This is a genomic window from Agrobacterium radiobacter (assembly GCF_040801995.1).
Taxonomy (GTDB): Bacteria; Pseudomonadota; Alphaproteobacteria; order Rhizobiales; family Rhizobiaceae; genus Agrobacterium; species Agrobacterium radiobacter.
The window spans coordinates 1,564,441-1,580,993 of sequence record NZ_JBEGHX010000002.1 but is presented as its reverse complement, the minus strand read 5'-3'; the positions used below and the strand labels follow the sequence as shown (position 1 = coordinate 1,580,993).

Here is a 16,553-nt window from a genome sequence, read left to right as displayed (position 1 = left end):
GCGCCCTCAATGACCGGGCGGCCCCGGAGGGCCGTAAATGATCTGGAACATCCAGACGATAAAGCCATAAGCCCCGACAAATCCGACCGCCAGAACGGGCCAAATTCCAAAGGCCAGAACGGCGAAGGTCACAAGTTCCCTCGTCCGGCCAGGCTTTTCATCTGTGTGTTGAGGCGCGACTATTTTAGGCATATTCGCGTTTCCTATTCGTTTCGAGTCATCATCGGCTAAAAGACGGAAATATTCAACCACTTGATTTTATTGATTATTTATCAAAACTAACATTCATCAAGACGGCTCACCTAAGTCACTGATTTCGCATTGTGCTTTTGCTGAAAAAATAAACAGTCGACGTAAAAACGGTTGAATGCGCCTGCTGCGGGAATCTCGCTCTCATCCGCAGGCTCCCGTATCGTCCATTCCCGGCGCGCGCATGAAGGGCAGAAAACCCTGCAGCCAGATGCCGAAACTCGCCGCCCAGAGCATTGCACTGAGACCATGATGATAGGGTGACAGGATCGCGGCGAAATCGAACTCAGACAGGATGCGGATCAGCCCGGCCGCCACCATCAGGGCCGCCGCCGCATGGGCCTGCCAAGGCAGAGACGCCAGATTGCGGCCCGTGTGCCGAAGCCCGGCGATGATGAAAACCGCCATGACAGCGCATCCAAGCGCCCCGACAGACAGGAGATGCAGCCCTGCGGCGGGCGTGACGGAAAAACCGAGCCGTGTCGCCCCGAGCGCCAGAAATCCCGCGCCGGCAAAGGCGTTGCCAAGGCCGAGCAGCAGCACCTCGGTCCTGAAGACCGCACGCCCGATGAACCATTCGGCCAGCCGGTCGAAAAACGCCGCACCGGCCGCAAGCGCTAGCCAGGCGCAGACATCGCTTTGCGGAAAGGCGAGCCTCGCCGCCATATAAATCGTCACCATGGCGCCCGCCATGTGCTGGCGGCCGGGATGCGGCCGGTAAGGCGTGGTCTCTCCGCTTGGATCGAGCGCCAGATTGATGACGACCACATTGATGCGGGCTGCCGAGAGCGAAAACAGCACGATGAAGATGCACAGCGCCACTTCCAGGCAGCGGGATGCGAATGCGAGATCGCCGGCCCACCAGCCATAACGCACACCCGCTTCCGTCGCCGCGAAAAGAAGAAGCCAGATGAGAAATGTCAGGTGCTTCACCGTGCGCCGCGCCAGCATTGCCCTGCCGATGAGGGCAGAGAGCGCCAGCAGAAAAGCCATATCAAAAAAGCCGGCCAGCAGGCTCCACGCATCAGCCCCCAAGACACCGATGATGCGGCCCGGCAGCCAGAGGCAGGCAAGATGGACCAGCGCTCTCCCCTGCGCCGGTTTCGTATCCGTCCATTCCGGCGCCGCCGACCCGAGGAAACTCGCAAGCGCCATGCCATAGGTGCCAAAAATCATCTCATGGGCGTGCCATTGCGAGGCAGGCACGGCATCGGCGAAAGGCAGGCCATAACCGCCGATAACCACCCACAAAAACGGCCAGACCGCGCCATGCATGGCGGCCAGAGGAAAAAACAGCCGCAGGGCTTCGGAAAGGATCGGCGGCGGCCTCATCTGACCCGCTCCCTCGCCGAAAACAGTTCGGCAAAGGCCGGGCTCTCGGCCAGGCGTTCCGCTTCATCGAACACCGCCCGCGCCATGCGCCCGCCCGGCGAGCCGGAAGGCTTGTGAGCGGCAACCACGCGGCCGTCCATGCCTGAAAGCACGATCAGCCTGTCGGCCACCATCAGCGCTTCATGAAGATCATGGGTGACAAGAAGGGTGGAGAAACCGCGCCTGCGGGCGGTACCCACCAGAAGCTCCTGCAAATGGCGTCGCAGGCCGACATCGACGGCGCTGAAAGGTTCGTCCAGAAACAGCATGTCCGGCTCCACCGCCAGCGCCCGCGCCACACCGGCGCGCTGGCGCATGCCGCCGGAAAGCTCGACCGGATATTTGCCGAAATCCGCTTCTTCCAGCCCAACTTCGAGCGCAAAACACCCAGCCCTTTCACGGCGTTCCCGTTTCGGCATGCCGGTGGCCGCAAGGCCGTAGGCTATATTGTCGATCAGCGTCATCCATGGCAGCAGCCGCGGTTCCTGAAAGACCAGACCCTGCCGGCGATATCGACGATGCACGCGGCCGCGAACGGGATCGATGATGCCAGCCGCGATCTGCAGGATCGTCGTCTTGCCGCTGCCGGAAGGGCCAAGCAGCGCCACGGTTTCCCCCAGCGCTATGCTCAGGTCGAAATTCTCGAACAGGCTGCGACCTAAAAAGGCGTGGCCGACATGTTCAAAACGCAGGTTGGAATGATCGCTCATCGTTTGACACCCCATGGCAGCCCGGCGGCGCGCCAGCGTTCCAGCGCTTCGCGCAGCAGATGCAGCAGGCCGTAATCGGTGAGCAGCGCCAGCGCGACGGTGATGGTGAGCCAGGCGCTGACCTGCGCGATATCGAACAGCGCGCGTGCGGTGGCCAGTTCGCCGCCAATGCCGCCGGAATTCGACAGAAGCTCGGCCATGACAGTGACTTTCCACGCACTGCCGGCCGTCGTGGTCCAGGCGGGAAAGAGATAGGAAAGCACATGCGGCATGGTGACGGTGCGCAACCGGTAAAACCATGGAGCACCGAAGGCCTGCGCCATCACCTCCAGCTGACGATCCCGCTTGGCGACACCTTCCAATGCACCGGCAAAGGAAACGGGAGCCGATGCGATGACAACGGTCATGACGGCAGTGCCGCCGGAGGAACCGAACCAGATCAGCGCCAGCACGATCCAGCCTATGGGCGGAACGCCGAGCAGGACGGTGACAACAGGCTTCATCAGCCGCATGGCCGCGAAGGAGTAACCCGCCATCACGCCGGCGACGGTGCCGATGCCCGCCGCAATGGTGAAACCGGTCAGGGCCCTGACCGCGCTCTGCGACAGGATCGCGAAGAAATCCGGCCTCGCCGCAAGCACTCCGATAGCCGCGAAGGTCTCACCCGGCGAAGGCAGGATGAAGGAGCCATAAATTTCATGCCCGGCCTGCCAGGCGGCGAGAAAGCAGAAAATACCCGAAAGCCCCGCCCAGCCCGCCCAGAGATAGCGGCCCATCCAGCCAAGACTTTCGAGAATGCGGTTCATGCCTGCTACACCAGATAAAAACCGTCATCCGGCCGCCGACCGCCGATGATCGCGGGGCCGGCCTTGGCGAGTTCATCGTAAAACGCCTCAAGATCGGTACGCGCAGCACTCGCCTTCAGCGCACATAGATGGCTAGTCGGGAAGGAGGCAGCGATGATGTCAGGCGGAAAGCCCAGGGCTTCGGCGACGGCATCGGCCGCCGTCTTCGGGTCGGCGATGGCGCTGGCGAGCGCCGCCTCCATGGCGGCCTGTAGAGCCTCTATGCCGGACTTGCCGAGCTTTTGCTGAACCTGCGACGTCAAGGCGAGACCGGCCTGCGGGATTTCGGCCTTGCCGGCCACCTTCGCCCATTCCTGCTGGATATCGATGGTGCGGTGGACGGTCATGAAAAACGACTTCGCCTTGATCAGCACAGCGGTTGCGGCCGGTTCGCTGAGCAGCGCCGCATCCACCCTGCCCGTCAGCAGCAATTGCACAGCTTCCGGCGGCGAGGCGGCATATTCCAGCTTGATGTCGCCGGACTTCAAGCCGTTTTCGGCAACAAGGCGATGCAGCACGAAATCGGGCATATCATTCTTGAACGGCAAAGCGAGCGTCTTGCCGGAAAGGCTTTTCAGGGAGTTCAGCGTCTCGTCTTTCGAAACGATATAGAGCAGACCCGTGGTCAGCACGTTGAGCAGCCCGAGGCCGAGGCCGCGATTATGGAGATTGGCGGCGCCATAACTCGGCATCACCACCGCCCCCATGGAGCCGGAGGCAACGGCCGCGCGCATTTCATCCGGCGTTTTCCAGGCCTTGAAGACGGCTTCAGGCGCAACGTCCTTCAGGAACCCGCCTTTTACGGCATGGGCCAGCACGGCGGACGGCGCGGCGGGAGGCCCGTAAAAGGTGAGCGGTGTCTCGGCTTTCAGAATATGCGGTGCGGCAAGCGTCGCCACCGTGAAACCGGAAAGGGCCGAAAGAGCCTGACGACGGGTGAGATGATGGGCCATGGTCCTGATCCTTGTTCGCGCCGGAAGCGCCCCGATGCCGCACAACCAGCCTTGCGGCCCGGAGCGTCACCAACCCGGAAATGACATTTTGCAAGCGGGTGCTCTTTGCGCAGGATCAAACAGCACCGGAAGCAAGGGGCTATTTGCATGTTTTAAGAGACCGGGCCTCTCGCAGAATGCGCGAACCCTCCTGCGCGGCGGCGGCGATATCGAGAAACATCAGGCTCGCCGTTTCGACGACGCCTTCATCGACCGTATCGTCCTCGGCAAAATCCGACAGCATATCGGCTAGAAGCCCGATCTTGCGCCGCTCCTCGCGGGCGGCGGCAAGGAGCTTGACGACATTGCGCTGGCGCTCGAAATCCTCAAGCTCGCGCAGCGCCTCGTGCACCTTGTCACGGCAGTCGCAATCGAGCGCGCTTTGCAAAACCACGTTACGCACGAGATGGATCGCCGCCGCGATATCCGCCCCGCCCGGCGCTGCCGCAGACTGTGGTTGCGCGTTTTTTCCGTTCGTCGTCATGCATTCACCCCATGCGCCGTGTTGCGGGCGCGGGCGATCCAGGCCGCCCCTTCCTGCCCGTGGTGAAAACCATTGGAAAAAGGCACGTCCGGATAGATTTGGCTGAGACGGGCAAGACCATCTTCCGCACCCCGCCTGCCGGTCAGAACGTCGTCATGGATCTGCGCCACCGCCACCATGTCGCAATCCTGCGGCGAGAGGCGGAAGCGGGCGATGCCGGCAGCGGCCAGATCCTGCAATTCGCCAAGCAGCGACTGGCAGGTGTGCGACACTGTCTGCACTCCGTTCAGCGCCAGAAATGATTGCCGGTCAAGCGTGCGGACCGGCAATCCATCCGGATCGTCGCCGCAGACGAACTGGCAATTATCCTTGATATTGCCCCTGGCGCGGGCATGGGCGCAGCGCGCCGAAATGGCGAGCGGCAGGCGGCCGAAGGCGAAGATTTCGAAGTCCACATCAGGCGTCTCCGCCACGATGCGCTCCACCGAGATCATCGGCAGTTCCGGCGGCAGGCAGATGGCGCTTGCCCCGCGCGAGGAGAGCAGCCGCGCGGTCGCGGCATTATAGACATTCACCATCGGCCCGACGACGTGCGGCGCGCCATGCAGCATGCCAAGGGCGGAAAGGTCATTCGCCTCGACGGGATAGGGACTATCGGCGATCAGGCCGCGCAGCTGGCGGCTTTCCCGTTCCAGCGTCACCAGTGAAAGCGTCGAGAGGACCACCTGTTTTCCGGCGTTCTCCAGCCGCTCGATCACCTCTGCCAGATGCGGCTCGGTGAAATGAAACCGTTTGGAACAGACGGTCTCGCCGAGATAGACATGGCTGACGGGCGCCTCATCGGCGATGCGGAAATAGAAATCTCGCCATTTCTCGCCCTGCCAGAGATAAAGGACCGGGCCGAGCGCCAGAGTGGCCTTTGCGGGTTTTACCATCGCCTTCATCTCCAGCGTTTCTCATAAGCGCCAACGGTGGTGCGCTGGCCTTCACTTAAGAGCCGCAGGCGTGAGAGCAGCCTGCCGCGCTCTTCGGCACCGGCGGAAAGCGCCCGGTGCAGGGTGGAAACCACTTCCGCCACATAGGCCTTGCCGCGCTGGCGACCCTCGATCTTCAGCGCGCTGACCCCCGCCTCGCGCAGCGCATCGATCTGGTCCATCACGTCAAGCGATACCGGATCCTCGAAGGCATAGGACTTGTCATCGGCAATCTCGAAACGGCCCTTGCACAGCGTCGGGTAACCCGCCGCCTCCCCCGCCGGAAAGCGGTTGATGGTGTAATCACCGAGTTCCGACACCAGCTCCTGCCCATCCTGCCGGTAATGCACATGGCTTGCCGGCGAGCAGACGCCGTTCATGTTGGGTGATTTGCCTGTGGCATAGGAGGACAGCGAGCACCGCCCTTCTGCCATGACGCAGAGACCGCCGAACACGAAGATTTCGATTTCGCAGCGGATTTGCCGCGCCAGCCGGGCGATGTCGGAAATCGTCAGGGTGCGCGGCAGCACCACCCGTTTCGCGCCGAAGGCATCGACGAGAAAATTGACCGCATCGGCATTGGAGGCGGAGGCCTGTACCGAGACGTGGATGCGCTGCTGCGGATGGTTTTCCGCCACATGCGCCATCAGGCCGAAATCGGCGAGGATAAGCGCGTCAGCCCCCGCCTTCACGGCATCGGCCGCGCCGCGATACCAGATATCCTCATTACCGGCGCGCATGAAGGTGTTGAGCGCCACAAAGGTCTGGACACCGCGTTTCTTCGCGTAAGTGATGGCGTCGGCCAGCTCTTCGCGGGAAAAATTGAGGCCGGGAAAATTGCGGGCGTTGGTTTCATCACGAAAGCCGCAATAGACGGCGTCCGCCCCGGCATCCACGGCCTCACGAAAGGCGGCGGGCGTTCCCGCAGGACAGATCAGTTCCATGCCTGCTCTCCCCGCGTTTCGGACAGAACGTGGCCGCGCAGACGGTTCGCGACACGCGTTACCACGGGCGCGAAAGGCCCGGCAAATGCACCGAGGTCACGCGGCAGATCGATACCGCTGTCATCAAGCGCATTGCGCAGCGCCAGCATCGCCTCCATGTCGCCGGTGACGCTCAGATCACGCGAAAAGAACAGCGCATCGGCATCCTGCCGCCCCTCCATCAGCGCAAGCAGCATGAAAAGCGGTCCCTCGACCGCCGCGTCCGTCTTGGGCAGGCGGCCCTTTCGGCTGACGGTGATGGCAGGACTTGCGGGTTCGACCATGAAGGCGAAGGGGAGATCGACAGGCAGAAAAGCGTAGCGCTTGTTGCGATGTTCGCCGAGCCGGACGAACATATTCGGATGCCGCTTCATGATCTGCGCCAGCATCGCCGCCGTCGCTCGCTGCACCACGGCAATCGGCAGAAAATTCAAGGGGGTGGCGATGGCGGCGGGAAAAGGTCTCATGAAGGGTCCTGTCGGCTCTGTTGCGGGCGGCAACCTAACCGTGGCGCACGGATGGCGGTTTGAGCGAACGCAAAGACAGGGTAATTTTCCGGCGTGAAACCGTGAAAAGCGCTATAGATCACGGACTTGCCAAGCGAAGGAGGTCGCCCATGTCCGATATAAGGGTCAAACGGGTTTACGAACCCGCCAGCGACGATGACGGCACGCGCGTTCTGGTGGACCGGCTCTGGCCGCGCGGCATGCGTAAGGAAGATGCAAAACTGTCGCTATGGCTGAAGGCGATCGCGCCCAGCAACGAATTGCGAAAGAACTTCTCCCATATGCCATCGCGCTTTGCCGAATTCACCCGGCACTATCATGAGGAACTGGCGGCCAACCCCGATGCCGTGGCCCAGATGAAGGAGCTGATGACGAAAGGCCGGGTCACACTGCTTTATGCCGCCCACGATACCGAACACAACCACGCCCTCGTTCTCGCCGACAATCTTCGTTCGCACTGAACCCGCATTTGCGGCAGCGCAAGGACATGCCCCACTGCCACCGGCAAACAAGCGGCATGAGAGACGAACCGACAGACACAAAGACAGAAGAGAAACCCGCCCGCGCTGCCGATCTGCGCGGTTTCGTCCGGCTGCTGGAAGAGCGTGGGCAGCTGCGGCGAATCCGCCAGCCGGTCTCGCTGGTGCACGAGATCACCGAAATCCACCACCGCGTGCTCGCCGAGGGCGGGCCGGCGCTGCTGTTCGAGCAACCCGTCGACCACGAGGGCAAGGTGCGGGAGATGCCGCTGCTTGCCAATCTGTTCGGCACGCGTCAACGCATCGAATGGGGGCTCGGGCTGGAAACGGGCGGCCTGCCCACGCTTGGCGCGAAGCTGGCAGAATTGCGCGAGCCGCGGCCGCCGAAAACCATGGCAGAGGCCTGGAGCAAGCTGCCTTTGCTCCGGGCAGCACTTTCCATGCGGCCACGCAACGTCTCCCGCGCGCCGGTGCAGGAAAGGGTGCTGACGGGAGATGCAGTCGACCTTGCCCACCTGCCGGTGCAATGGTGCTGGCCGGGCGAACCGGCCCCGCTCATCACCTGGCCGCTGGTCATCACCCGTTCGCCTGATGATCCCGACGATATCAATGTCGGCATCTACCGCATGCAGACGCTTGGGCCGGACAGGGTGATCATGCGCTGGCTGGCTCATCGTGGCGGGGCACATCACCACCGGCTGTGGCAGGCGCGCGGGCTGGATATGCCCATCACCATCGCCATCGGCACTGATCCCGCCACCATTCTCGCCGCCGTCATGCCGCTTCCCGAACATATCAGCGAGCTTGGCTTTTCCGGCCTGCTGCGCGGCATGAAAAGCCGCATCGCCAGAGCCTTGACCGTGCCGATGCCGGTGCCCGCCAATGCCGAGATCGTGCTGGAAGGCACCGTCTCAGTAAAGGAAACGGCGCTGGAAGGCCCTTACGGCGACCATACCGGCTATTATAATTCCGTCGAAGCCTTTCCGGTCATGACGCTATCGGCAATCACCATGCGCCGCAATCCGATCTATCTTTCCACCTATACCGGCCGGCCGCCGGATGAACCCTCGGTTCTCGGCGAAGCCATGCTCGAGATTTTCCTGCCGCTCGTCAAAAGACAATTTGCGGAAATCGTTGATCTGTGGATGCCGCCGGAGGCCTGTTCCTATCGCGTGATGGTCGCTTCGATCGACAAACGATATCCGGGGCAGGCAAAACGGGTGATGATGGGCCTTTGGTCGATGCTGCCGCAGTTCAGCTATGTAAAACTCATCATTCTGGTCGATCCCGATATTGATGTGCGCAACTGGGCGGATGTGGTCTGGGCGCTCTCCACCCGTTTCGACGCCTCGCGCGATACAACGATCATCGACGACACGCCGATTGATTATCTCGACTTCGCCTCGCCGAAAGCCGGGCTCGGCGGCAAGATGGGGCTGGATGCCACCCGCAAGCTGCCGCCGGAGACGGAGCGTGAATGGGGCCGCGTGCTATCAATGACACCTGACGTGATCGCGAAAGTCGATGTGATGTGGCGTGATCTCGGCCTTGGAGAACGGCCATGACCCCGTGTCGTGTGGTGGTGGGCGTCAGTGGCGCATCGGGTGCCGGCATAGCCCTGCGCATCGTTGAACGCCTCGCCGGGATGAAAAGCGTCGAAATCCATCTTGTCCTGTCGCAATCGGCCAGACGCACCGTGCTGCATGAGGAAGGTGCGCAAGCCATGGGGCGGATGTTGTCGCTCGCCAGTGTCAATCACGCCGTCGATGACATCGGCGCGGCAATTGCCAGCGGCTCTTTCCCGACAGCCGGCATGATCGTTGCACCCTGCTCCATGCGCACACTTGCGGCCATTGCAACCGGGTTTTCGGACAATCTTCTCACCCGCGCCGCCGATGTGCATCTGAAGGAGCGCCGGAAGCTGATCCTGATGACACGCGAGACGCCGCTGCATCTCATCCATCTGCGCAACATGTGCGCTGTGACGGAAGCGGGCGCCACCGTCATGCCGCCGGTTCCGGCCTTTTACAACAGACCGCAAAGCATCGCCGATATTGTCGACCAGATGGCCGCTCGCGCCATTGATCAGCTCGGTATCGCTTCCGCGCCGCAGGCTACTATATGGCAGCCACATGTTGTGAAAGCGCCCTGAGCGATCAGAGATAGGCCATAGGGTCCGCGCCGAAGAGCGCAGCATGGCCACCTGCCAGCAGCCACCAGATCGTCAACGCCGTCAGCGCCGCAGCAAGCAGCATCGGCCCGTCCACGGCGAGGCGCGTTTTGCCGGAGAGGATTGCTGCGAAGGGAACCGTTGCGCTGCCGGCAGCCGTCGCGCCCCACGCATCGCCCAGTCTTTTCCGGGCGCGTTTTTCGGTCATGGCCATTCCACCGAACGAAAACAACGCAAAACCGCCGAACAGGATGACCGAGCGCAGGTCGCCATTCGGCACGACATGGCCAAGCGACCAGAACAGAAAACCGACAAGCACCGGGTGCCGCGTGATGCGCACGATTGCCCCCGGCTCCTGCCCCTGCCGCACGGAAATGGAGAGCGGATTGACGCTGAAGAGGCCTGCCAGCACGAAAAACAGACCAGTCGGAGCAGCGAGAAACGTGACGTGCGCCTGCCAGGGCGCGACATCCCAGAGCGGAATGTAATCGACGGACAGCGCGGCGTAAAAAACCCAGGCCAGCGTCAGAAGCGAGACGACCGAATAAGCGCCGAAATAAGCGGGCCCGCCGATGGCCGCAATCAGCCGGCCGCGCACGGCCGGCACGGCGGGAATGGAATGCAGCGCCACGAAAAGCGAAAGAGCGGCGACAAGTTCAAGCATCCGACTGCCTTCTCATTGGTTCAGGAACAGCACCGACGCAATCGCCACGGAGGCAAGAACGGCGGAAACCGCGCCCATGCGCTGTAATACTCCCATACGGTACAACAGTACCGCAAAGCCAATGATAACAGGGGTTGCGACAATCAGCCCGACCTGTGCGTCGTTCATGGGAAGCTCCATTTTCCAGAGTTGCGCTTTGTCAGGACAATAGGGCTTTGCGCGCTCCCTTCTTTGACCGACCGCAAAGAAGCGGGGTTTGAGGACGCCTAAGCGTGGCTTGCTGTTTTACAATTACGGACAAGGCCATGGCGATCAATACGGAAGAGGAAAGCGGAAATCTGCTCCTGTGGATTCTGGTCTGGAGCGAACTTGCCGCCTTCGGCGCGCTGATCGGGGCGTTCATCATCGCCTTCGCTCTCAATCCCGAGGGATTTGCCGCCGCACGCCAGCATCTGCAGCCGCAGCTTGCCGGTCTCAATACGCTGATATTGCTGGCAAGCGGCTGGCAGGCGGCCGTTGCGGCCAGCCGCTACACCGCGCTGCCGGGCAAAAGGCGGGCGCTTGTCCTTGCCGGCCTGCTGGGCTTCGCTTTCGTTGGTGTGAAGCTCTATGAATATTCCACCGAAATCGCCTTCGCCTCCGATCCCGCCTATGGCGCATTCTTTGAGCTTTATTTCCTGCTCACCGGCTTCCATCTGCTGCATGTCATCTTCGTCGCAATCCTGCTGTTCATCGTGGCCTGCTGGCCGAAAAACGAGAACATCACGCTGGTGACGACGCTGTGGCATGTCATCGATCTGGTCTGGATCGTCATCTTTCCCGTCGTTTATCTGGTTTGACATCATGATCCATCGCACCTCCCGCCAGCTTGCAAGAAGCTTCGCAGCACTCGCCATTCTCGTTCTCGCCGGCACGGCCGTCGTCATATCGTGGAAGGCGGCGTTTCTGCCGCCGGTCGCAGCCGCCTGCCTGATGCTGCTTTTCGCGCTCTTGAAATCCAGACGCGTCATCGACGACTTTCTGGGCTTTCGGAAAGAGCGCGGCCCGCTGCGCGCCGCCCTTCTGGCATGGCCCGCCATCTTCGCCGCCGCCGCGCTTTTGCGGGCGTTTCTCCAGGGCATTTTGTCACTCTGAAAAGCCCGGCGGCACCACCTCTCCCATTGTTTGCCAAAAGGCAAAGAACGCCCGCGGCCAACGGCTAGAAAGGGTTCAGGCCCCACCGCATTCCGCCAGCCAGCTGGCAAATCCCGGCATGAGGGTTCGATCAAGCCAGTCCGCATAAGCGGTCTTCCGGATGGAAAGGACCATTGGCATGGCAGAACGCCTGACCAAAACAGGAGCGCGAAACGTCTTTTACGGCGGCTCCATCTTCTTCTTTGTCATATTCGTCGGGCTGACCGCCCATAGCCATTATTACATGCGCACCACCTCGACGGATGAAAGCACGCTGACGGAAAGCGTCGCACGCGGCAAACACGTGTGGGAGAAAAATTCCTGCATCAACTGTCACACGCTGCTCGGCGAAGGCGCCTATTTCGCGCCTGAACTCGGCAACGTCTGGAAGCGCTATGGCGGCGTGGAAGACAAGCAAGCGGCGCGCGATTCCATCAAGGGCTGGATGGCCGCCCAGCCGACCGGCATCGAGGGCCGACGCCAGATGCCGCAGTTCAATCTCACCGAACAGGAGCTCGATGATCTCGTCGACTTCCTCGAATGGACGAGCCGGATCAAGACGCAGAACTGGCCGCCGAACGAGGCGGGTTGAGGTGGACGGCAAGGAGATGACGAGATGAAATACCAGACACAAAAAGTCGCCATGCTGTATTTTTACGGCGCAATCGGGCTGTTCGTGGCGCAGATCCTGTTCGGCGTCGTCGCCGCCACGATCTACGTACTGCCCAACACGCTTTCAGAGCTTCTGCCCTTCAATATCGTGCGCATGATCCACACCAACGCCCTTGTGGTGTGGCTGCTGATGGGCTTCATGGGCTCGACCTTCTACCTGCTGCCGGAAGAGACGGAAACGGAGCTTTACAGCCCGAAACTCGCCATCGCGCAGTTCTGGATCTTTCTGGTGGCCGCAGCCGTTGCGGTGGTCGGATATATGTTCCGCATCCACGAAGGCCGCGAATTCCTCGAGCAGCCCTTCGCCATCAAGGTCGGCATCGTCCTCGTCGTCCTGATGTTCCTGTTCAACATCACCATGACGGCGCTGAAGGGCCGCAAGACCACTGTTATCAACATCCTGCTCTTCGGTCTCTGGGGTCTGGCTATCTTCTTCCTCTTCGCCTTCTACAACCCCATGAACCTGGCGCTCGACAAGATGTACTGGTGGTACGTCATCCATCTGTGGGTGGAAGGCGTGTGGGAACTGATCATGGCCTCGATCCTCGCCTTCCTGATGATCAAGCTCAACGGCATCGACCGCGAAGTGGTGGAAAAATGGCTCTATGTCATCGTCGGCCTTGCCCTCTTCTCGGGCATTCTCGGCACCGGACACCACTATTACTGGATCGGCGCGCCGGGTTACTGGCAGTGGATCGGCTCACTCTTCTCGACGCTCGAAGTGGCCCCCTTCTTCACCATGGTCATCTTCACCTTCGTCATGACCTGGAAGGCCGGCCGCAAGCATGAGAACCGCGCGGCACTGCTCTGGTCGATCGGCTGCTCGGTCATGGCCTTCTTCGGTGCCGGCGTCTGGGGCTTCCTGCATACGCTGTCGTCGGTGAATTACTATAGCCACGGCACGCAGCTCACCGCAGCCCACGGACACCTCGCCTTCTTCGGCGCCTATGTGATGCTGAACCTCGCCATGATGGCCTATGCCGTGCCGGAAATGCGAAAGCGCGCGCCTTACAATCAGTGGCTTTCGATGACGAGCTTCTGGGTGATGTGCACGGCCATGTCGGTGATGACCTTCGCGCTGACCTTTGCCGGCGTGGTGCAGATCCAGCTACAGCGCGTCATGGGCGAAAGCTTCATGGATGTGCAGGACCATCTGGCGATCTTCTACTGGATCCGCCTCGGCTCGGGTTTCGCGGTTCTCATTTCGGCGGCCATGTTCATCTGGGCAATCCTGGTCCCGGGCAAAGAAAAACAGGGTGACGTTGCCCGCCTCGTGCAGCCCGCCGAATGAGAAAACGGACCGGCTCTCCTTTTCCCCCGGAGAGCCGGTTCCTTACCATCAAACATGGAGATGACCATGAATACCCTCTTCCGCCCGACACCGCCGCCCCTGCCGGATGCCCCCTTCTACACGCCGCTCGGCAATGAATGCGTGCTGTTCGAAAGCGCCTGGGTGCGGCAATTACCGCTTCTGCTGAAAGGCCCGACAGGCTGCGGCAAAACCCGTTTCGTCAGCCATATGGCGGCGAAACTCGGCCTGCCGCTTTCGACAGTTTCATGCCACGACGACCTTGCCGCCGCCGACCTGACCGGCCGTTACCTGCTGAAAGGCGGTGAAACCGTGTGGATGGACGGCCCGCTGACACGCTCGGTGCGCCAGGGCGGCATATGTTACCTCGACGAGATCGTCGAGGCGCGCAAGGATGTGGCCGTAGTGCTGCATCCGCTTACCGACGACCGCCGCATCCTGCCGCTGGAGCGCACCGGCGAGGTTCTGGAAGCGCCCTCCGGCTTCATGCTCGTCGTGTCCTACAATCCCGGCTACCAGAACCTTCTGAAAAGCCTGAAGCCCAGCACCCGCCAGCGTTTCGTCGCCATCGAATTCGATTTCCTGCCGAAGGAGCAGGAGATTGCCGTCGTTTCGCATGAAAGCGGGCTGGATGCGCGCGATGTCGAGCCGCTCGTCGATCTCGCCCACCGGCTGCGCGGCTTGAAAGGCCACGATCTGGAAGAGGGCGTCTCCACCCGCCTGCTCGTTTATTGCGCCAGCCTCATCGATACCGGCCTTCCCGCCCGCCAGGCCGTGCGCGCGGCGATGATCGAGCCGCTGACCGACGAGCCTGACGTAAAGGCCGCGCTGCATGAAGTCGCGGATGCGATCATCCGATAGGGCGCATTTATATCCATCTCGGAATGCGCGGCGAGGCCCGCGCATTCCGGCTCGATGCCATGAGGATAAACCATGCTGGACTTTCTGGAACTGGAAGAAACCGTCGGCCGCGCCTGGCACAGGCTGATCGGCGAAACCGGCACATGGCTGCGCTTTCCGGATCATGCCGTGAAGCTGGAGGATATGCAGGCCGTGCTGGCCATCTGTTTCCGCGGTTTTGGCGGTGAACATGCGGTGCAGATCGCCCCGGCCCGCGCCCGCACCTCCACGCACCGGCTGAGGCTTCGCCAACGCATGGGCCTTGGCGAAGAAAAATTGGCCCAGCCCGGCCGTGATCATGCCACGCTGATGCTGCCGCCGGTGCTCGATCTGTTTCCCGACCGCCGCCTCAACCGCGATCTTTATCTCTGGCTCGCTGCCGCCATGGCGCTGATGCCGATTCAACCGGTCGTGGCCGCCGACCCGCTGCGCAACGATCTTGTCCGGCTCGACCGCGCCGCAGAACTGGCGGAAGCCGTCATCCATGCCTTCCCCGGAATGAAGACCCGTTATCGCCGGCTTTGCGCTGCCCTGCTCGCGGTGCGCCAGAAGCGGCCGCTGCCGCAGGCCGAGCAGCAGGTGGAACAACGGGTGCTCTCCATGCTGGCGGAAGCGGCGGGGATCGAGGGCCACACACCACCCGCCGGCTTCCCGGCCAAGGCGCCGCCGCGCTACCTGCCCATCCTGCCGGTTCCGCTCTGGCCGGACACGCTGCTGCGCGAAACCTCCGAGGCGCGGCAGGGCGAAGACCAGCCGGCGGCGAGCGCCGCGCCGCAGGGGGCGGAAGCGGCCCGCCATATCGCCGTGCGTGAAAAGGCGGAGAACCGGCAGACCGAGCGAAGCCCCTTCATCCTCAACCGTTTCGAAAAAATCCTTGCCATGGCCGAGATGGTCAATGTCGACCGTCCCGGTGACGACAGCGACGATGCCGACGGCAGTGCGGCCGACGAGTTGGACGACATGACGCTGGGAGAAAGAAAGGGACGGCCTTCCGCCCGCTTCCGCTTCGATCTCGACCTGCCGCCCGAAGCGCTGGATCATACGCCGCTGACGGCGGAACTGACCTATCCCGAATGGGATTATCGCAGTGGCACCTACCTCGCCGACCATTGCCGGGTCATCGCCTCCCCTGCGAAGGGTGCCGAGACGGCGTCGGAACCCGACCCGGACACCAAGAGCCTTATCCGCCGGGTCAGGCGGCAGTTCGAGGTGCTGAGGCCACGTCACGAGATGCTGCGAGCCCAGCTTGACGGCAACGATCTCGATCTTGACGCGGTGGTGCGCGCCAGAAGCGACATCGCCGCCGGCGGACAGGGCAGCGACCGCATTCATATGGCAAGCCGCCCGCAGGCGCATGATCTTGCCGTGACGATCCTCGTCGACGTATCGCTGTCGACCGACGCCTGGTTCGACAATCGCCGAGTGCTGGACGTGGAAAAGGAAGCGCTGCTGGTGCTTGCCCACGGGCTTTCCGCCTGCGGCGACAGTCACTCGATCCTGACCTTCACCTCACGCCGCCGCTCCTGGGTGCGAGTGGAGACAGTGAAGGATTTCGATGAACCGATGGGCCACACTATCGAGCGTCGCATCGCGGCGCTGAAGCCCGGCTTCTACACCCGCATCGGTCCCGCCATCCGCCACGCCAGCGCCAAGCTGCATGAAAGACCGGAGCGCCGCAAGCTGCTTCTGTTGCTGACGGATGGCAAGCCGAATGATGTCGATCATTATGAAGGTCGCTTCGCCATCGAGGACAGCCGCCGCGCCGTTTCCGAGGCAAGGCGCTCGGGCGTCAGCGTCTTCGGGGTGACTGTCGACAGCAAGGCGCAATCCTATATTCCGGCCATGTTCGGCCAGAACGGTTATGCCATCGTCAGCAGGATAGCGAAGCTGCCATCGGCGCTGCCGGCAATCTATCGCAGCCTTGCCGGCTGAAGCGTGTCGCGCAAACAGACCTGACGAATCTCAGGTTTATTTGCGCGGCGACAATGTCTCCCAACCGCACGGCGGATAGGTTTTTCCAGTCCGCCGGCCGGCCGCACCGCCGGACATAGTTTCATCCGCGGCCGTGGAGC

The 16,553-nt window shown here is 62.1% G+C and carries 20 protein-coding genes; 9 read left to right on the top strand and 11 right to left on the bottom strand.

The window, feature by feature from the left end; genetic code table 11:
- Positions 1–6: 6 nt before the first annotated feature.
- The 9 genes from napE to ubiT form a co-directional block, all read right to left on the bottom strand.
- Entirely contained in the window at positions 7–192 is a 186-nt protein-coding gene (gene napE / locus MRBLRC7O_RS21100; RefSeq protein ID WP_003504689.1) for a periplasmic nitrate reductase, NapE protein, read from the bottom strand.
- A 201-nt stretch (positions 193–393) separates the two neighbouring features.
- Positions 394–1,581: an NnrS family protein gene (locus MRBLRC7O_RS21095; protein WP_367727603.1), complete on the bottom strand. Its 1,188-nt coding sequence runs from the start codon at positions 1,579–1,581 to the stop codon at positions 394–396.
- Entirely contained in the window at positions 1,578–2,330 is a 753-nt protein-coding gene (locus MRBLRC7O_RS21090) for an ATP-binding cassette domain-containing protein (protein WP_020809027.1), read from the bottom strand. Before MRBLRC7O_RS21090 ends, MRBLRC7O_RS21095 begins: the two co-directional genes overlap by 4 nt.
- The gene (locus MRBLRC7O_RS21085) at positions 2,327–3,136 is read right to left on the bottom strand and encodes an ABC transporter permease (protein WP_020809028.1); all 810 of its coding nucleotides are present in this window, start codon (positions 3,134–3,136) and stop codon (positions 2,327–2,329) included. Before MRBLRC7O_RS21085 ends, MRBLRC7O_RS21090 begins: the two co-directional genes overlap by 4 nt.
- A 5-nt stretch (positions 3,137–3,141) precedes the next feature.
- The gene (locus MRBLRC7O_RS21080) at positions 3,142–4,128 is read right to left on the bottom strand and encodes an ABC transporter substrate-binding protein (protein WP_020809029.1); all 987 of its coding nucleotides are present in this window, start codon (positions 4,126–4,128) and stop codon (positions 3,142–3,144) included.
- 139 nt (positions 4,129–4,267) lie between these two features.
- The gene (locus tag MRBLRC7O_RS21075) at positions 4,268–4,651 is read right to left on the bottom strand and encodes a hypothetical protein (RefSeq protein WP_020809030.1); all 384 of its coding nucleotides are present in this window, start codon (positions 4,649–4,651) and stop codon (positions 4,268–4,270) included.
- Positions 4,648–5,586 carry a ubiquinone anaerobic biosynthesis protein UbiV gene (ubiV, locus tag MRBLRC7O_RS21070; protein ID WP_080865053.1) on the bottom strand — a complete coding sequence of 313 codons (939 nt, stop codon included), beginning with the start codon at positions 5,584–5,586 and terminating at the stop codon, positions 4,648–4,650. The genes MRBLRC7O_RS21075 and ubiV overlap by 4 nt, the downstream gene beginning before the upstream one ends.
- A 5-nt stretch (positions 5,587–5,591) precedes the next feature.
- Positions 5,592–6,569: a ubiquinone anaerobic biosynthesis protein UbiU gene (gene ubiU, locus MRBLRC7O_RS21065; protein ID WP_003504676.1), complete on the bottom strand. Its 978-nt coding sequence runs from the start codon at positions 6,567–6,569 to the stop codon at positions 5,592–5,594.
- Positions 6,560–7,075, bottom strand: coding sequence for a ubiquinone anaerobic biosynthesis accessory factor UbiT (gene ubiT / locus MRBLRC7O_RS21060; protein WP_020809032.1), 516 nt, complete (start codon positions 7,073–7,075; stop codon positions 6,560–6,562). Before ubiT ends, ubiU begins: the two co-directional genes overlap by 10 nt.
- 149 nt (positions 7,076–7,224) lie before the next feature.
- Here ubiT and MRBLRC7O_RS21055 point away from each other — a divergent pair, with 149 nt between their 5' ends.
- Genes MRBLRC7O_RS21055 through MRBLRC7O_RS21045 form a run of 3 tightly spaced genes read left to right on the top strand, consistent with a single transcriptional unit; the run spans position 7,225 to position 9,745 of the window.
- A complete protein-coding gene (locus tag MRBLRC7O_RS21055) occupies positions 7,225–7,575 on the top strand; it encodes a DUF488 domain-containing protein (protein ID WP_367727602.1) in 351 nt (116 codons plus the stop codon).
- 56 nt (positions 7,576–7,631) lie between these two features.
- The gene (locus tag MRBLRC7O_RS21050; protein WP_020809034.1) at positions 7,632–9,158 is read left to right on the top strand and encodes a UbiD family decarboxylase; all 1,527 of its coding nucleotides are present in this window, start codon (positions 7,632–7,634) and stop codon (positions 9,156–9,158) included.
- Positions 9,155–9,745, top strand: coding sequence for a UbiX family flavin prenyltransferase (locus MRBLRC7O_RS21045; RefSeq protein WP_031233462.1), 591 nt, complete (start codon positions 9,155–9,157; stop codon positions 9,743–9,745). The genes MRBLRC7O_RS21050 and MRBLRC7O_RS21045 overlap by 4 nt, the downstream gene beginning before the upstream one ends.
- Before the next feature lie 4 nt (positions 9,746–9,749).
- On the opposite strand, the gene MRBLRC7O_RS21040 is transcribed toward MRBLRC7O_RS21045, so the two are convergent.
- A complete protein-coding gene (locus tag MRBLRC7O_RS21040) occupies positions 9,750–10,427 on the bottom strand; it encodes an NnrU family protein (RefSeq protein ID WP_020809036.1) in 678 nt (225 codons plus the stop codon).
- 12 nt (positions 10,428–10,439) lie between these two features.
- On the bottom strand, positions 10,440–10,595 hold the full coding sequence (locus MRBLRC7O_RS21035; RefSeq protein WP_003504656.1) for a hypothetical protein: 156 nt from the start codon (positions 10,593–10,595) through the stop codon (positions 10,440–10,442).
- 137 nt (positions 10,596–10,732) lie between these two features.
- Between MRBLRC7O_RS21035 and MRBLRC7O_RS21030 the strand changes: the two genes are divergently transcribed.
- The 6 genes from MRBLRC7O_RS21030 to MRBLRC7O_RS21005 all read left to right on the top strand — a co-directional run bounded on the left by MRBLRC7O_RS21030 (position 10,733) and on the right by MRBLRC7O_RS21005 (position 16,413).
- Positions 10,733–11,266 carry a cytochrome c oxidase subunit 3 gene (locus tag MRBLRC7O_RS21030; protein WP_020809037.1) on the top strand — a complete coding sequence of 178 codons (534 nt, stop codon included), beginning with the start codon at positions 10,733–10,735 and terminating at the stop codon, positions 11,264–11,266.
- A 4-nt stretch (positions 11,267–11,270) separates the two neighbouring features.
- Positions 11,271–11,561: a hypothetical protein gene (locus MRBLRC7O_RS21025; protein WP_020809038.1), complete on the top strand. Its 291-nt coding sequence runs from the start codon at positions 11,271–11,273 to the stop codon at positions 11,559–11,561.
- Positions 11,562–11,739: 178 nt separating this feature from the next.
- Entirely contained in the window at positions 11,740–12,192 is a 453-nt protein-coding gene (locus MRBLRC7O_RS21020; RefSeq protein ID WP_003504650.1) for a c-type cytochrome, read from the top strand.
- Positions 12,193–12,216: 24 nt separating this feature from the next.
- Positions 12,217–13,563 (top strand): nitric-oxide reductase large subunit, encoded by a 1,347-nt coding sequence (locus MRBLRC7O_RS21015; RefSeq protein WP_003504648.1) that lies wholly within the window; start codon positions 12,217–12,219, stop codon positions 13,561–13,563.
- A 66-nt stretch (positions 13,564–13,629) separates the two neighbouring features.
- Positions 13,630–14,442 carry a CbbQ/NirQ/NorQ/GpvN family protein gene (locus tag MRBLRC7O_RS21010; protein WP_031233464.1) on the top strand — a complete coding sequence of 271 codons (813 nt, stop codon included), beginning with the start codon at positions 13,630–13,632 and terminating at the stop codon, positions 14,440–14,442.
- A gap of 72 nt (positions 14,443–14,514) precedes the next feature.
- A complete protein-coding gene (locus MRBLRC7O_RS21005; RefSeq protein ID WP_020809040.1) occupies positions 14,515–16,413 on the top strand; it encodes a nitric oxide reductase activation protein NorD in 1,899 nt (632 codons plus the stop codon).
- The last annotated feature ends 140 nt before the right edge of the window (positions 16,414–16,553 follow it).

Coding starts and splice junctions, on each gene's coding strand:
- MRBLRC7O_RS21050 (WP_020809034.1), top strand. CDS start 7,632: ATGAGAGACGAACCGACAGACACAAAGACAGAAGAGAAACCCGCCCGC.
- MRBLRC7O_RS21015 (WP_003504648.1), top strand. CDS start 12,217: ATGAAATACCAGACACAAAAAGTCGCCATGCTGTATTTTTACGGCGCA.
- MRBLRC7O_RS21075 (WP_020809030.1), bottom strand. CDS start 4,651: ATGACGACGAACGGAAAAAACGCGCAACCACAGTCTGCGGCAGCGCCG.
- MRBLRC7O_RS21085 (WP_020809028.1), bottom strand. CDS start 3,136: ATGAACCGCATTCTCGAAAGTCTTGGCTGGATGGGCCGCTATCTCTGG.
- MRBLRC7O_RS21010 (WP_031233464.1), top strand. CDS start 13,630: ATGAATACCCTCTTCCGCCCGACACCGCCGCCCCTGCCGGATGCCCCC.
- MRBLRC7O_RS21095 (WP_367727603.1), bottom strand. CDS start 1,581: ATGAGGCCGCCGCCGATCCTTTCCGAAGCCCTGCGGCTGTTTTTTCCT.
- MRBLRC7O_RS21055 (WP_367727602.1), top strand. CDS start 7,225: ATGTCCGATATAAGGGTCAAACGGGTTTACGAACCCGCCAGCGACGAT.
- ubiV (WP_080865053.1), bottom strand. CDS start 5,586: ATGGTAAAACCCGCAAAGGCCACTCTGGCGCTCGGCCCGGTCCTTTAT.
- MRBLRC7O_RS21005 (WP_020809040.1), top strand. CDS start 14,515: ATGCTGGACTTTCTGGAACTGGAAGAAACCGTCGGCCGCGCCTGGCAC.
- MRBLRC7O_RS21045 (WP_031233462.1), top strand. CDS start 9,155: ATGACCCCGTGTCGTGTGGTGGTGGGCGTCAGTGGCGCATCGGGTGCC.
- MRBLRC7O_RS21025 (WP_020809038.1), top strand. CDS start 11,271: ATGATCCATCGCACCTCCCGCCAGCTTGCAAGAAGCTTCGCAGCACTC.
- MRBLRC7O_RS21040 (WP_020809036.1), bottom strand. CDS start 10,427: ATGCTTGAACTTGTCGCCGCTCTTTCGCTTTTCGTGGCGCTGCATTCC.
- MRBLRC7O_RS21080 (WP_020809029.1), bottom strand. CDS start 4,128: ATGGCCCATCATCTCACCCGTCGTCAGGCTCTTTCGGCCCTTTCCGGT.
- MRBLRC7O_RS21030 (WP_020809037.1), top strand. CDS start 10,733: ATGGCGATCAATACGGAAGAGGAAAGCGGAAATCTGCTCCTGTGGATT.
- ubiU (WP_003504676.1), bottom strand. CDS start 6,569: ATGGAACTGATCTGTCCTGCGGGAACGCCCGCCGCCTTTCGTGAGGCC.
- MRBLRC7O_RS21090 (WP_020809027.1), bottom strand. CDS start 2,330: ATGAGCGATCATTCCAACCTGCGTTTTGAACATGTCGGCCACGCCTTT.
- napE (WP_003504689.1), bottom strand. CDS start 192: ATGCCTAAAATAGTCGCGCCTCAACACACAGATGAAAAGCCTGGCCGG.
- MRBLRC7O_RS21035 (WP_003504656.1), bottom strand. CDS start 10,595: ATGAACGACGCACAGGTCGGGCTGATTGTCGCAACCCCTGTTATCATT.
- MRBLRC7O_RS21020 (WP_003504650.1), top strand. CDS start 11,740: ATGGCAGAACGCCTGACCAAAACAGGAGCGCGAAACGTCTTTTACGGC.
- ubiT (WP_020809032.1), bottom strand. CDS start 7,075: ATGAGACCTTTTCCCGCCGCCATCGCCACCCCCTTGAATTTTCTGCCG.